The 16,246-nt window shown below is 43.7% G+C and carries 10 protein-coding genes; 4 read left to right on the top strand and 6 right to left on the bottom strand.

Annotated elements, in window-relative coordinates:
• Positions 1-79: 79 nt before the first annotated feature.
• The 5 genes from DB520_RS18380 to DB520_RS18360 are packed head-to-tail and all read right to left on the bottom strand — an operon-like array spanning position 80 to position 8,429.
• Entirely contained in the window at positions 80-4,177 is a 4,098-nt protein-coding gene (locus tag DB520_RS18380) for a hybrid sensor histidine kinase/response regulator transcription factor (RefSeq protein WP_114751242.1), read from the bottom strand.
• A gap of 58 nt (positions 4,178-4,235) precedes the next feature.
• Positions 4,236-5,543, bottom strand: coding sequence for an L-fucose:H+ symporter permease (fucP, locus tag DB520_RS18375; RefSeq protein WP_114751241.1), 1,308 nt, complete (start codon positions 5,541-5,543; stop codon positions 4,236-4,238).
• Positions 5,544-5,564: 21 nt separating this feature from the next.
• Complete coding sequence (locus DB520_RS18370) at positions 5,565-6,599, bottom strand: aldo/keto reductase (protein WP_114751240.1); 1,035 nt, start codon at positions 6,597-6,599, stop codon at positions 5,565-5,567.
• Positions 6,600-6,641: 42 nt separating this feature from the next.
• Complete coding sequence (locus DB520_RS18365; protein ID WP_114751239.1) at positions 6,642-7,598, bottom strand: GNAT family N-acetyltransferase; 957 nt, start codon at positions 7,596-7,598, stop codon at positions 6,642-6,644.
• A gap of 6 nt (positions 7,599-7,604) precedes the next feature.
• Entirely contained in the window at positions 7,605-8,429 is an 825-nt protein-coding gene (locus tag DB520_RS18360) for a 1-acyl-sn-glycerol-3-phosphate acyltransferase (protein ID WP_232835054.1), read from the bottom strand.
• Between the two features lie 297 nt (positions 8,430-8,726).
• Here DB520_RS18360 and DB520_RS18355 point away from each other — a divergent pair, with 297 nt between their 5' ends.
• The 4 genes from DB520_RS18355 to DB520_RS18340 all read left to right on the top strand — a co-directional run bounded on the left by DB520_RS18355 (position 8,727) and on the right by DB520_RS18340 (position 15,365).
• Entirely contained in the window at positions 8,727-9,557 is an 831-nt protein-coding gene (locus tag DB520_RS18355; RefSeq protein WP_114751238.1) for an SDR family oxidoreductase, read from the top strand.
• A 169-nt stretch (positions 9,558-9,726) separates the two neighbouring features.
• Entirely contained in the window at positions 9,727-11,100 is a 1,374-nt protein-coding gene (locus DB520_RS18350; protein ID WP_114751237.1) for a TolC family protein, read from the top strand.
• A gap of 3 nt (positions 11,101-11,103) precedes the next feature.
• Positions 11,104-12,201, top strand: a complete 1,098-nt coding sequence (locus tag DB520_RS18345; RefSeq protein ID WP_114751236.1) for an efflux RND transporter periplasmic adaptor subunit — start codon at positions 11,104-11,106, stop codon at positions 12,199-12,201.
• Positions 12,198-15,365: an efflux RND transporter permease subunit gene (locus DB520_RS18340; RefSeq protein ID WP_114751235.1), complete on the top strand. Its 3,168-nt coding sequence runs from the start codon at positions 12,198-12,200 to the stop codon at positions 15,363-15,365. The genes DB520_RS18345 and DB520_RS18340 overlap by 4 nt, the downstream gene beginning before the upstream one ends.
• A 36-nt stretch (positions 15,366-15,401) precedes the next feature.
• Here the strand turns inward: DB520_RS18340 and DB520_RS18335 are convergent, their stop codons facing one another.
• Entirely contained in the window at positions 15,402-16,244 is an 843-nt protein-coding gene (locus DB520_RS18335; protein WP_114751234.1) for a DUF4249 family protein, read from the bottom strand.
• Between the last annotated feature and the right edge of the window lie 2 nt (positions 16,245-16,246).

Raw genomic sequence — 16,246 nt, 5'->3', positions numbered from 1 at the left:
CAATGCCTATTCAGAATATTTAAATCAAGGCCAATTGTAAGTACATTGGGGAATTTGGTAAATAAACTACTTTTTTACCTCAAGCATCCACTTCCGCCTTGGAAATCTGGGAGGGCAGTTTGCCATAAGCAGCCTTAAAGTGCTTGGAAAAATACTTGGCGTTGTTATACCCCACCTTGAATGCAATTTCAGCCACTGTCAGTTGGCTCTTCTGTAGTAGCTTCTTGGCATGCTCTAACCGGATTGACCGGATAAAAGTTACAGGGCTCTTGCCCAAAAGTGAATGTATCTTCTTATACAGGTGAACCCTGCTGATACCCAACTCTCTGCTAAGCTGTTCAACGGTAAACTCCGGATTATCCAGGTTTTCCTCCACCAGCTTGATGGTATCGCGAATTAGAATATCGTCAAGGGAGACGATTTCTTCATTGCTCGTGCTCGCAGAAATTTTCTTCTGGTAAAGTTGCTGCAATTTAACCCTTTCCTCCAGCAAGTTTTGGATACTTAAAAGCAAAACATCAAAACTAAAAGGTTTGGTGATGTACAGGTTACAACCGGAACCAAGTCCTTCCATTTGCATCTCCTCCGAACTCCTTGCTGTAAGAAGTATTACTGCGATATGGGAAGTTTTGATATCTTTTTTTATGTGTTGACATAATTGCACTCCGTCCATTACCGGCATCATCAGGTCTGAAATAATGAGGTCGGGTATGAACTTTTGGGCTTTTTCTAGGGCTTCAGCACCATCCTTTGCTGTAATTACCTGAAAATGGGAGGAAAGGGATCGGCCCAAATACAATAAGAAATCATCGTTATCATCTACCACCAATAAGGTGGGCAGTCCTGGCTGAAGATTTTCTATATCTACTTCAGCTACATCCTCCCCTATTGGTAATTGCACCCTTTCTATTACGTCCACTGGAAGAGTAAGGACAAAAGTGGCACCATCTCCTTTTTTGCTGAAAACCTTAATATCTCCCCCATGCAACCTGGCAAAATCCAAAGATAGGGAAAGGCCTATGCCCGTTCCCGAGTTCGTTACCCGCTTACTCTCTTTCCCTACATAATACCTTTCAAAAATCTTGGGCAAGTCGGATCCATCAATGCCAATCCCATTGTCCTTTACCTCTACCTCAAAAACCCCTCTGTTGGAGTAATCTTCACCTGAAGGAATAAACTTTCCTTTTACAGAAACCTCTCCTCCTTCAGGGGTGAATTTAAAGGCATTGGATAAGAGGTTGAAAATTATCTTTTCCAACTTATCCCCATCAAAGGAAGTCACTAGCAGTTTTTCGCCACATTCAAAGTTCAGTCTTATATGCTTGTCAGATGACAGGGACTTAAAAGCATCCACCCTCTCTCTCAAAAATGCAACTAGGTCTGTACTTGAAGGATCAAATTCCACCCCCTCCTTTTCAATATTTTTAATGTCCAGAAGTTGATCCACTAGATGGAGCAGTCGTTTGGCATTCCGGTGAATGATGGATATTTTCTCCTTTTCCCCATCCGAAAACTGGTTCTTCATCAATTGCTCTGCCGGAGATAAAATTAGGCTGAGCGGAGTCCTAAACTCATGGCTTATATTAGTGAAAAACCGGGTCTTTAACTTGTCCAATTCCTGAATTCTTCGGTTTTCCTTCTTCTCCTCCTCACGCCTGAGTTTTTCCTTCTCTTTGTCCAAAAACCATTTGACGATCAAAAGTGCCACAGCAACCGTAGCTAGGAAGTAAAACAGGTAGGCAAAAGGGCTCTTCCAATAAGGTGTCAGTATGCGGATAAAGAAGGCATGTTCCTCTTTAGACCACTGCCCGTCATCATTCGTGGCCCTTACAAGTAGCTGGTAGGTTCCAGGATCCAAATTGGTATAGGTTACCGAAAATGGAGGCTTTTCCAGGGTGGTCCACTCCTCATTAAAACCTACCAGCTTATATTGAAACTGGGTTTTTTCCGGATGAAGGAAATTTAAGGACGAAAAGGATATGGAAAAAATATTTTCATAGTGTTTTAATTCCACCCCCTTGGTACTTTGTACTGGAGATTCAAGTAATACCCGCCCGTTCACATTCTCGTTCACGGCAACTGTTTTGTTGAACAACTGGAACTCTGTGAAAACCACCTTTGGAGATTCGTCCCTAAACCTGAAATCATCCATTTTGAAAACATTGAAGCCATTGCCTCCTCCAAACAAAAAATGCCCATCCTTGGTTTTTAGGGCTGAGTTTTGACTGAAGGCCAGGCCCTGTAGCCCATCCCCCAAATTAAACTGTCTGAAGGCCAACGGAAAGGGAAAATCATTTCGGTCTACTTCAATGTAACCTAGTCCATGTTGAGAACTTACCCAAAGGTGTCCTGAATCATCCTCAAGGATGGAAACAATATATTGGGAAGGCAATCCGTCCGCTTTCGAAAAAGACACAAATCTATCCTCTCCCTCATCAAAAATATTCAATCCCTTTGTAGTACTAACCCACATAATGCCTGAGGAATCCCTATGAATATCAGTGATCTGGCTCCCGATAAGTCCCATGGCACCACCTGCATAGTATTTATGGTAACCAGTTTCCAGGTTAATGACATCAAAACCATCCCCTCCACCTACCCAAATATTGCCATGCTTGTCCTCCTCCAAAGCAACCACATAATTGTTATTGGTAGGAAATTTTTCATCATCAACAGGAAAATGGGTAAAAGTACTATCTTCTCTGTGAAAGAGATGTAGGCCTTCATGAAGGGTGCCAAGCCATATTCGGTTTTTGCTGTCCACGAACACACTCCAAATGTCCACATCCCTCAAACCATTAGGATGTTTTAGATTTGGGAGGAAGTTTTTAAAGGTCTTGCCATCATAACTATAAAGCCCTTGTTGGTAGGTTCCCATCCAAAGTACCCCATCCTGATCCATGGCCATATCCACAATCACCTCTGAAGAAGGTTTTCCTTCCTCATCGATTACTCTCAAGTACTCGTTATTCTTTCTGTCCCAGCAATATAACCCCGCACCATTCGTCCCTATAAAAACATTCCCGTGCTGATCCTCTACAAATGTATTAATATCATTATGGGGAAGGCTTGGCCCTACTGCCTTTTTATGATGGGCAAATCTTCCCATATCTCTATGATACAGGTTCACCCCTTTTTTAAAGGTCCCTACCCAGACAGTGCCTTTCTCATCCTGATAAAGAGTATAGATTGCATTATGAGACAGAGAATTGAGCTCTGATGGATCATGCATTAGGAATGACACATTCCCACTATTTTTGTCAACGATGTTAATGCCTCCATGGTCGGTCCCCAGCCATATCTGCCCCTTCTTGTACTCTATAATGCTCTTTACCAATCCATTATTTAATTTGGGTGCAACTCCGCGGGAATTATAATGTGTCACCGCTCCAGAAACCTTATCTACAAAAAAAACACCCTTAGTGCGGAAAGGGCTATAAATCCATCCATCCCCATCCCCATCCATGAATAAGGAAAACTGATAACTTATCCCGGACTCCAAAAATGGAGCAATGGTGAATTGGCGTTTTACCCTGAATTCCTTTGGGTCCAATACATCAATAAGACCATTCTCATAAACCACCCACATATCCCCTGAATCCGACTCACCTACAGCCGAGGCCATGTTGTTGCTCAATCCCCCTCTCCCTCTGCTTCCTTGATAAAGATGTTCCGTTTTTTTTACAACTGGATCGTAAACACTGATTCCTTCATGAGGATGAATAAACCAAAATCTACCACCAGAATCCTTACTTATTGCTCTGACTTTTGCACTCTTAAGTTGATAACGGCGGGCAATAAGAGCCATATTTCTGCAAAAAATTTCTTCCCCTTTTAGGTATACATTTTGTACCAAACCGGAATTTCTAATCCAAATATTACCCTCTGGCCCCTCGAAAATATCCTCAATGTAATTTTTGGAAAGGGAGGTGGTATCCAGTTCCTGATTCACAAATTGCCGGATAGTAGTCCCGTCATATCTGTTTAACCCATAGGCGGTGCCTAACCACATAAAACCATCCTCATCCTTTAATATGGAGGTAACACTTTCGTTAGAAAGACCTGTTTCCATTCCAAACGAACGGAATTGGACGGACTCCGTATCCTGCCCATTGCCCGATTGGGGAAAGACAAGCCCTATGAGGAATAGAAGAATAAAATAATATTGCTTTTTCAATTTCTCTCGGCTAAATGCTTCATACCTTAAATTTTTTCATCTTTCCGTAATGGATAACCTAAACCATTTTCTCTTCCGGATGATCCACCTTTGGTTTCGAATAGGAGTGATTTAAACCGAAATACATCACCACAAGGAAACAAACCAACGGCACAATATATGACATGCCTATATTGCCACTTATATCGGATACCTGCCCTTGGGCAGCAGTAATCAATGCACCACCTAGTATGGCCATAATCAGCCCTGAACCGCCCAATTTGGTGTCCTTTCCAAGTCCTTCTGCGGCCAGCCCATAAATGGTGGGAAACATAAGAGACATACAAACAGAGATCAACACAAGTGCAATAACTCCTGTCATTCCACTGCTGTAAATCACCACCAAACAGCACAAGGTAGCCACCAATGAGGAAATAGCCAAAAGTAGGGAAGGTTTAACATATTTCATCAAGGCCGTAAACCCAAACCTACTGGAGGCAAATAGGATCAAGGATAATAAATAATAATCCGAGGCATCACTTTCATTCATATTGAGCTCTACCATTACATAACGAATGGTAAAAGACCAAACCCCAATTTGTGCTCCTACATAGAAGAACTGCGCCATTACTCCTAGGGCATAATTTCTATTCTTAAACAAGCGCCTAAACCCCGCCCTGACCCCATCGGATTCCACCGTCTCAGAGGCTACTGGCATTCGGACTGCCTTAATCACAAACCAAACCAAAACCAAAAATAACGCAACCCCTACATAGGTGTTCATGACATTAGACAGTTCCTCCGCCTGAATGGCCTTTAAGGCTTCCGGATCCATGCTAGTCCTATCCTCAGCTTCCGCCATGTTGAGTTTGGAAAGGATAAATACCTTACTTAAGAATACGCCAATAATGGACCCTATGGGGTTAAAAGATTGGGCTAAATTGAGTCTTTGGGTAGCCGTTTCAGGTGGGCCTATCACCAAAATATATGGGTTGGCTGAGGTTTCTAAAATGGATAAGCCTCCAGCCAAAACATATAAGGCAAACAGGAAAAACCCATAGGACATAGTGGTACTGGCAGGGTAAAAAAGGAGCGAACCTATGGCAAACAAACCCAGTCCCAAAAGTATCCCAGACTTGTAGGAGTATTTCCTGATAAACAAGGCCGCAGGCAAGGCAAGGCAAAAATAAGACCCGTAAAAAGCCAATTGAATCCAGGAAGTTTGGAAATCGGTCATGCTCATGATCCTTTTGAATGCCGCCAAAAGTGTATCAGTCATATTATGGGCAACGCCCCAAAGCATAAACAGGGAGGTGAGCAAAAGGAAAGGCCAAAAATCTTTTTTGGCGATTAGGGCAGGCTTTTTATTTACTTTAGTTTGCGCCATGGGTTTACGTAATTGAATTACTCAAATGAAAGATAAATCCGCTATAAGTTCTTTACTCTTCAACTCCTCCCAAAATTCCCCAGGAAGAGATTCCTGTGCAGCCCGAAAGTTTTCCTTTGCCCTAGAAGCGTCCACGGTACTCAAGGCCACAGCATTCACTCCGGGCACCAAGAGGGCAAATTGCACACAAGCGTGGGAGGGTTTCACCTGGTGTTTTTGGCAAACTTCGAAAAAAGCCTTTCTCCAAACCAACTTTTCTTTATCCTCAGCAACAAAAGACCTCATTGGTTTATAATTAAACAAATCTCCCCCTACTAAAAACCCCCCATGAAAGACTGCCGCATCTATCACGCCCACACCCTCCTGGGCCAATAGATCCACAAATTCGAGTAACTCCTTTGGATGAGAGTAAACCGTCAAACTGTTGGCGATCATTACCCAGTCTAATTTCACATGCTTATATATTTCAGGTATAACTTTCCAGTTTTTTGCGCCAACCCCTACACCTGCTACCTTACCCTGCTCTTTTAAAGCAGCCAATGCCTTATAAGCTCCGATAATATCCTCAAACCTACTATCCTTTTCCCTACTGGTTTTTGCGGCATCCAAGTATTCGTCCGGGTCATGAACGGACACTAATTGAGGTACATAATGTTTCAATAACTTGTTTCCTTCTTCAAAACATTCTAGAATGCCCTCATAACTGATTACTTGCTTGGCATCATGTTTAATACCTTTCCATATGCCAGGTTCAAAAGTGGGTTCCTCGCCTACCAAGGGACTTCTTAACCACCCCAATTTGTTACTGATAACCACTTCCTCGGGCTTCACGCCGGTATTATGAAGGCAATCCCCAATAACTTCCAAGGCGAGTCCAGCCCCGTATTTCCCTGCGGAATCAATAACGGTGTAAGGTCGTGTCAATTCTACACAGGACTGAATAGTTGCTAATTTGTCTTCTAAAGGAGTTTCCCTGTATAAGTTCCCTAAGTCACTGCTTCCAAAGACCACCTTGGGTAAGGATAGGCCTGTATTGCCAAAAGGGCTTACTTCCATTTAATCATCTTTTTTAAAATTCTTGGATGCCAGGACATTTTGCTACTTTTTACCAGGATTCCCGAAATGCCTGTCCCTTTCAAAAGTTTCAATATGCCGATGCTTTTTGGTTTCATAGATATCGGCTATGGTAATAAGGATGCCTGTCTCCTCCACGGCGCCAAACTCATAATTCATGGCAGTACCAAAGGTCTTCATTGTAGAAGATAGGTTCATATAGGTATTGATGAGAGGGGGAATATTTTCTCCCAATGTCCTTATTCTCGTGTTGAGGATCTTATATCCCTCCTTGTATGAAACCCCATCAAAAATCCCGCTTATACCCTTCAAATCCCCTTTGTATTCCAATGGATCAATGGGGGTAATCAGTTTATCCTTATCTGGAAAATAGTGATGCATAAAATACAACAAAAGATCCCTAGCCTCCTGATTGTAATGGGGATACATGGTCACTTTGCCAAAAAGGTATTTCACGTCGGGATTGATTACCACTACAGCACCTAATCCATCCCAAAGGTTGTCCAGAGAAAATATCCCTCTTCTATTATCGATACTCGGCTGGTACCTTGGCTGTACAAATGATCTTCCCAGTTCTATGGTGTAAGGGAGATAATGATCAATAAAGGGCTGGGAAAAATGAAAGAGGTGCGCAGTGGATAGATTTACCTGGCCGTGTTCGTTATTCCCTGCGTTGGCACACTTAATCAACCTGTATCCAGCAATGATCTCCTCATCCTCAGGGTTCCACGCAACCAACTGTTCATAGCATTTTTCGCAGGTGTCATTTTCGTCTATGTCCAAGGGCAAACCAGTTCCCCCACCAGCAGCCCTGAAAGACACCTCCCTCAATCTTCCGATTTCCTTCAGCACGTTTGGGGCATTGTGGTGGTTAACAAGGTAGATTTCATTGTCCCCGTTATTAACATAGCGCAAAAATCGCTCTTTGCCCAACTCCTCCTTTAAAATTTTTCTGTCTATTGGTGCTATGATCTCTTGCATGAGTCCCTATTCTTCTTTGGTAATGGCATAAACCTTCATTTTTACCTCGTCAGCCCAAAACTTATCACTCTTAGAAGCATCAAAATACTGGTAAGAAATGGGTTTTCCTATGTGGACGGTCACTTTTTTATTTCTCTGACCGAACATTTCGTCAGCCAGGTAAAACATCTCAATATTAGCCTTTATGCCTATTCTTTTTCGCAATTTGGCCAAATTATAAAAAAACGACGAGTTCCTACCCTCTATATAGACCGGCACAACATCTTTTTTATATTTTTTGGCCTTATTGATAAAACTTTTCTTCCAATCCAAATCCATAATCCCAAACTCCTGCTTCCGACTGACCAAGCCTGCCGGAAAGACCAACACCGAGTCAGAAGAAGCATAAGTTGCCTCAATCACCTCCACCCCCTTTTTACCATGCGTCCCGTGTTTGTTGACAGGCACAAAAAGACCCTCAAAGTTGGGGATATTTAGCAAAAGGTCATTTACCAGAAATTTGATGTCCTCTCGGTGTTTACCCACCAAATGCATAAGCACCACTCCGTCCAGTCCTCCCAAAGGGTGGTTGGAAGCAAAAATGACCGGTCTGTCCAAGGGTATGTTTTTGGCTCCCTTCAATTCGGTTTCCACCCCAAATTCTTCAATCAAGGCATCCACAAAATCAAGCCCCTTAAGATGGGCATGTTTACGCATAATCGCATTGACATCCTCTTCATGGACTATCCGCCTGATGTAAGAAAGGAGAAACCCCGGCATCCAACGGGACATGTTGGGGTTCTTTTCCTGAATCACCTTTTTGATATCTATGAATTTTTCCTTTTTGCCCACAATGGATCCTTTTGCTTAATGGTTTTACGATATGGATGATAACCAACTGAAACCCATAACCGAACATCGATCAATGGGAAAATTCTATTGCAGTTGCACAAAAAACCAACTACAATAATAAGCAAAAATAGGAAAAATATAGTTATGCATGGAATGCTTGTGCAAGCAAGGAACCCAATACCGTTGACGCATATTGCTTCTGTTGGGGACCAAGAAGAGTCCTCAAAGTTTATGAGAGCCGGATGAACATTGCTTATTAAATAAAGGTTAATGATATTGAACTAAACCATTTTGCAAATGAACCTCGCCATAACTGGACCCACCTCGGGAATAGGTACTGAAACCGTCAAAGCACTGCATACAAAGTTTGAGAAAATTTTTCTGCTTGCCAGAAATGAAGGAAAATGCCAGGAACTCATTGAATCCCTGTCTCTGAAAGGAGCTAAAGAAAAATTCGAATTTATCCATTTGGACCTGGCAAACCTGAGTTCAGTACACCAAGCTGCTGAATATCTTCTGGAAAAAAAACTCCCTATCCATGTCCTTATCAACAATGCTGGCGGGATTTTCCCGGAAAAGCTGAAGACCAAGGATGGACTGGAAATGACTTTTTCGGTAAATCACCTTGGGCACTTTTTACTCACCAATAAAATCCTTCCTTTACTGGAAAAGGCTCAAGGTGCCAGAGTCATCAACGTCAGCTCAGAGGCCCACAAGGCGGCCAAACCAGACTTTGAGGATTTACAAGTCACCAAAAGTTACAGCTCCTTCCCCGTATATGCGAATGCGAAATTGTTCAATATTTTGTTTACCAAGTCCCTTGCAGAAAGGTACGCCGATAAACACATTACCTCATATGCCTTACACCCGGGTGTGGTAAAAACCAACTTCGGAAATGACTTTTCCGGCATCTTCAAATGGTTGATCAAACTGGCTCAGCCCTTTATGATCAGTGCCGAAAAAGGGGCAGAGACAAGTGTCTTTTTATCGCTTGCCGAGGGGGTAGAAAAAAAATCGGGTGGGTATTTTAAGAAATCCAAGGAAAGCAAACCTTCCCAAATCGCAAACTCCAGAAAATATAGGGAAACCTTGTGGGAGAAAAGCAACGAAATCATTGGCACAATTTAAAATAATCGGCAACAATAAGCCGATGCATTTTACCTTTAAAATAAATAAGCGGAGCAAGGGCGGCTATGCTTTTTGATTTTACCTATTAAATTCAGAAATTCAAGCATTCTTTCCGACGATCCTAAACTAACACTTAAATCTTGGGGAAATAGGAAACACCCCGTTACCTATGCTAAACCAACCATCTTTATCTGCTGGGTGCTTTTTGCTTAAATTCCTGATTTTTGCAACACTACATACAGCATTATCAATCGAGCTTTTTGCCCAAGAGGAAAAACTTGAGATGGGATTGGAAGAGGTGCTGGAATATGCATTCTCCCACAACCCACTTCTGGAGCAATACAGTAACCAGGTGGACATTGCAGGGCTAGAGACGAGATCGGCGAATTCGGGCTGGTTGCCCCAAGTGGGGGTAATGTCAGACTATATCCAGTATTTTGAGCAGCCGGTTGCGATATTCCCAGATTTTGATGACCCTGCATCAGGGGAATTCCAAGAGGTAAGGACTGGTGTTCCCTATAATGCCAGTGCTGTATTTTCAGCCAATCAAGCTATCTTCAGCAATGAGTTGTTTAGGGCCAAGGCACAAGCCCCCGATATCCGGAAAGAATCCAATCAAATCCTCGAGGAAGTGAAAATAGAGCTGGTCATGCAGGTGACCACGGCTTTTTACGAAGTACTTTTGGCCCAAGAGCAGGTAAGTCTTACCAAGGAGGATCTTGTACGGCAAGAAAGGCAATTGCAGGATGCAAAACTTTTGTATGAGGCAGGTCTTACCGATCAAATCGATTATAAAAGAGCGTTGATGACCTTACAAAATACCCGCAGTGCCCTTTACCAATATGAGCAGGACATAAGTATGAGATCGGCTCGACTGAAGGAGCTAATGGGAATGAAAGGCCCAGATCAGGTTTCCCTCAATGTAGCTTATGACAAACTGCAAGAAGAAATAAAAGCGGACACCTTGCAAGTTTTGAGCCCTTCCCAAAGGATAGAGTATAGTTTAGTGGATACCAGAAAGGCCATTCAAGAATCCGAATTGAAGTTCCAGAAAAGAAACTTCCTCCCACAGATTTCTGCCTTTTTTGACTACAACTTATTGTACCTCGGACCTGTAAGTAGCCTGCTTTTCGATCAGACTTATACTTTTTCTTTGGTAGGACTCAGGCTAAACTATCCCATTTTCCAAGGAGGGCGGAGGAATTTTGATACCCGAATAGCCGCGATGAGATTACGCAACCTTGAGCTAGAACAAGATGAGGTAGTAAACCAAGTAAACCGGGAGTATGAAGAGGCCTTAAGCAACTATAAAAAACAGCTTTATCAACTAAACGTACAGGAAAGCAATAAAACCCTTGCCGAGGAAATCTATGAGGTGGTTGCCCTTCAATATGAGGAAGGGATAAAAAACTTTCTGGAGGTCATTGTTGCAGAAACCGACCTACGTACCAGCAGGATCAATTACTACCGTTCACTTTTTGGGGTATTGACCGGTAAACTTGCACTGGAGAGGGCAAGGGGAGAATTAAACATTGATTATTAAACCATGAAAAAGGTATATGTACTATTGCTCACTGTTTTGATCCTTGCTTGTGGCCGGGAAGAAGAGAGTGGGGATAAAAAGACCACCGTTACCGTTGAGAAGGTAACCAGAGAGAAGGTGTCCATTGAAGACCGGTATCCTGCAAGCCTTGTAGCACTTAGGGAGGTGGAACTCAGGGCGGATGTGACAGGCTATGTCACCAAAATACCGGTAGAGGATGGCCAAAGGGTTAGAAAGGGCCAATTACTATATGAAATTGACAAAAGCCGGTATCAAGCACAATTGAACCAATCTTCCAGCAGGCTAAGAATTGCAGAATCCAACCTAAAACAGGCGGAGCGTGACTTGGCCAGATACAATAAACTTAAAGAGGGGAACGCCATCGCTGGACAGGTGTATGACGATGCCCTTACCAGCATGGAAAATGCGCAACAAGAAATGCTCGCCGCACAAGCGGAAGTAGAGGATGCACAAACCAATTTAAGGTATGCCGATATTATTGCACCCTTCGATGGCACCATTGGTTTTTCCTCAGTACGACTGGGAGCCTTGGTCAACCCTGGACAAACTTTACTCAACGTAATCAGCGAAAACGACCCTATAGGCCTTGATTTTTATGCTGAAGAACGCAATCTGCGCTATTTTATGGATCAGCGGGAAAATAGGGAAAAAGTCATAGCCGATTCCATTTTCAGCATCAACCTGCCCGATGGCAGCTCCTACCCCTACCCCGGAGTAATCGAAAACATGGACAGAGCCATTGACCAAAGAACCGGTACCCTTCTCATTCGCTTACGGTTTCCAAACCCAGAATTGGTGCTTAAGCCTGGCCTGAGTGCCACCTTGGTCGTGAAATCAAAAGATGAGGAAACAAGGTTAACCATTCCCCAAAAAGCTTTGATTGAGCGGCTTGGGGAAACCTACGTCTATTATGTGGAGGACGGAGAAGCTAAACGGGCGAACGTCACCCTAGGGCGTAGGGTAAGGGATAAAATTATCATTCATGAGGGCGTAGAAGAGGGTATGGAACTTATCATTGATGGTTTACAAAAAGTAAGCGAAGGGGATCCAATAAACATTAAAAACAAAGGGGAAGCATGATATCATCGGTTTTTATCAGAAGGCCCAACACGGCCATCGTACTTTCCCTAATCATCCTACTCCTGGGCACACTTTCCATTTTCAACCTTCCCGTATCCCAATACCCCAGAATAACCCCACCAATCATCCAAGTAACTGCCACCTACACCGGTGCGGATGCCGAGACCATAGAACAGACCGTAGCAACCCCCTTGGAAACCCAAGTAAATGGCACCCCAGGGATGGCTTATATTGAGACCACCAGTAGCAACGAAGGCGTAATGACCATGAGCATCACCTTTGAGGTGGGAACGGACATTGACAATGCCGCAGTGGAAGTCCAAAACCGGGTTAACGTAGCAGAGCCATTACTCCCCGAGGAAGTGCGAAGGCTGGGCATCACCATTCGAAAGAGGAACCCAAGCCTATTGATGATTGTATCTATTTTTTCTCCAGACGGCACTCATGGCATCGATTTTTTAAATAATTACAACAATATATATATTAAAGATGAGCTTTTAAGGGTCCCAGGGGTAGGCGATATATTTACCAGGGCCGAGGAGTTCAGCATGCGGGTATGGCTGAAACCTGACAGGCTTTTTCAGGTAGGTCTTACTGCCAACGATGTGGTAAACGCCCTTAGAGATCAGAACATACAAGTGGCCGCAGGAGCCATTGGCACTCCACCCCAGCAGGAATTCCAATCCTTTGAATATACCCTATTTACAAATGGGCGGCTTCAAACGGAGGAGGAATTTGAAAACATTATTCTAAAAGTTGGGGAAGATGATCAAAGGTTGGTGTACCTGAAAGATGTGGCCAGGGTGCAACTGGGCAGGTTTGACTACAGTACCAACAATTTTACCGATGGGAAACCCGCCTCTTACCTGATTGTGTACCAAACCCCGGAGAGCAATATTCTAGATGTGGAAGAAGGCATCTTTGAGGCTATGGAAAGGCTCAAACTGGATTTTCCAGGCGATATGGACTATGTGGTACCTTTCGAGTCTGCCTCCGTAGTTAGGGTATCGATTGGTGAAGTGGTGAAAACCCTTGTGCTTGCACTTTTCCTCGTATCCATAGTAGTGTTTATTTTCCTGCAAAATTGGCGTAGCGCACTTATCCCCATTCTCATCATTCCCGTTTCTATCATTGGTACCTTCGGGCTCTTTGTGCCGTTGGGTTTTTCCATCAATAACCTTACGCTTTTTGGATTTGTGCTGGCAATAGGTATAGTGGTGGATGATGCCATAGTGGTGGTAGAAGCCACTATCTCCTACATGGAGAAGGAAGGCCTAAAGGCCAAAGAAGCCGTAAGCAAAGCTATGGAAGACATATCAGGGCCGGTCATTGCCATGTCCTTGATTGTTGCCGCAGTTTTTATTCCGGTAGGGTTTATTCCTGGTATTGTGGGCAGGTTGTACCAACAGTTTGCCATGGCAATAGCCGCATCAGGTATCATCTCCGGTTTTGTGGCCTTATCCCTTACCCCTGCCCTTTGCAGCTTGATCTTAAAACCCAACAATATTGACAGTAAATCAAAAGGCATCAACCGGTTTTTCTATTGGTTTAACACCAAATTTGAAAAGGTGAACAAGAGGTATGAAAAGGGTGTCAAAAGAAGCTTTTCCAAATCCAAATATTTCTTGGTGGGCCTTGTGGTATTAGGGGTGGTGACCGTATTGTTGTTCAACCAAAAGCCCACAGGGTTTATACCCAATGAAGATGAGGGAAGATTGTTTGTGACCTATGAATTACCAGAAGGGTCTTCCACTGCCAGAAGCCTGGAAACCATCAACAAGTTGATGCAGTTTTTGGACCAACAGGAAGAAATCGCTCATTTTACAGCCGTAACAGGACTAAATGCCGTGAATTTTTCCAGTAAATCCAATTCAGGAACTGTGTTTTGCCAACTTGCACCATGGGATGAGAGAACAGGAGATGGTCAGCAGGCTTTCGAGGTGCGGGACCGACTAATGAGAGAACTTTCAGAGGAGATACCGGAAGCATCCATCGTTATTGTGGCACCCGCAGCCATACCTGGTTTAGGGAGTACTTCCGGGTTTAGTGTGGCTATCCAGGATATGCAAGGTATGAGCGATATAGGGGAGTTTGAAACCGAAGTCAAGGAATTCGTAAGCCAATTGAACCAGTCTGAAGAAATAGAAAATGCCTTTACCTTTTTCTCCGCTTCTACTCCTTCCTACAAGGTAAACCTGGACCGGGAAAAGACCGCTAGGCAAGGTGTGAACATCGGAGAGGCTTTCAACACCTTACAAATATTCCTTGGAAGTTTTTATGTAAACGATTTTATCCGATATGGCAGGAATTACCGGGTAGTAACCCAAGCCGATACCATGTACAGGGAGGACATCAGGGCCCTAGAGCAATTTTATGTGAGAAATGACCAAGGGGGAATGACCCCCATAAGCAACCTTGTGGATACGGAACTGATAGAAAATGCCCCACTAATCAGTCATTATAATCTCTTCAGGTCAAGTACTATCAATGGGGATGCCGCCCCGGGATTCAGCTCCGGGCAGTCCATAGAGCGGATTCGGCAACTGGCCGCTGAATATTTACCGGAAGGTTATGGCTATGAATTCTCCGGTATAAGCAGAGAAGAGATAAAGACGGGTGGAAGTACCATCCTAATTTTTCTACTGTCTATTGTGTTCGTTTTCCTTTGCCTCACTGCCTTATATGAAAGTTGGTCAGTTCCCTTTTCGGTTTTACTTTCCGTCCCTACTGGCAGTTTTGGTGCCATCGTCACCCTATTGCTGTTCCCTTCCCTTACCAATAACGTATATGCACAGATAGGGCTGCTTACCTTGATAGGGTTGGCTGCGAAAAACTCCATCCTGATCGTGGAATACGCCAAGGAGAGGGTGGATAGAGGTATCCCCATCAAGAAGGCCGCCAGGATGGCTGCCAAATTGAGGTTCAGACCTATTTTAATGACATCTCTGGCCTTTATGGTGGGGGTACTGCCGCTCGCTTTTGCCACAGGAGCCGGGTCTGTAGCAAGACAGACCATAGGTTGGACAGTATTTGGAGGGATGTTGACAGCAACACTCCTTACCCTTTTTCTTGTTCCGGTACTCTTCGTCTGGATAACCAGGATGGCGTATAGCAAGGAAGAGCTAAAGGCTTTGAAGGAGTCCAATCAGAGCGAAGCAGAATAGGACTTATCCAAAGGTTTTTATAGGGAAAAGTTACACTCAGGGTTCTTCCTCTCCCATTATTTGCACCGATTCCGAGATCATCGAAGACACAATGAAATACCCTGTCACCTGACCAACTCCATTATCAGCCTCAAGATTTGATTTGGGGTTTTCAGGAGGAGGACTGAAAAGCCCCCCGTCGTTAAAAAGCAGATTCACCAACTGGTTTAAATAATCATAAGGTGCTTTTTCCATACGGTAAATTTCCACCTTTACCCTGTCATTCTTTTGAAAGGTAAATCCGCCAAGTTCAAAGCCATTTTCCAAAATCCCACCACCAAAGGTGTCGTCAAACAGTAAATAATCCCCACGACGGTTCATAAGGGTGTCGTTTTTCACCACCTTAACCCTATAAAAATTATTGTCCTGAAAAGGAATCTTCCCATACATTCTCACATAATATCCTTCTTCCCTGAATACCCTGCCGGGCTCAAAGGCGTAGGTCAAGCTGTCAAAGACAGGAGGTTCCAGTAACTCCCCCTCAGAATGGTACCTTTGGTCCCCAATTATCACTTCCAGTCTATATCTGTTACCCACATTGCCGGAGGCATTGTTGATGGGCAGGTAGTAGCCCAGCCGATCTACAAACCGGAAATCTATCCTTTCCCCATTTTCCAAATCGGTAATGTAAACCATGGCATTTTCTTCAATGGGGTTGTCCAGGGTATCGTAGTAGTTCCGGGTATAAGTGATTTCCACCTTATTCAGAGAAGCCCGGTCTGTCCATACCGCCTCAATCACCGGAATGATCTCTTGATTTTTCAAATCAAGCCTCACCTCTTCCTGACAGGAACTTAGGCCTAAAATCGCTATTACTATATATAAAATCGTCTTCTGCATGG

Origin of the sequence: Pleomorphovibrio marinus, from assembly GCF_003347495.1 — a bacterium.
GTDB lineage: Bacteria > Bacteroidota > Bacteroidia > Cytophagales > Cyclobacteriaceae > Pleomorphovibrio > Pleomorphovibrio marinus.
The sequence above is the reverse complement of the archived record's forward strand: the minus strand, read 5'-3'. Positions and strand labels throughout refer to the sequence as shown.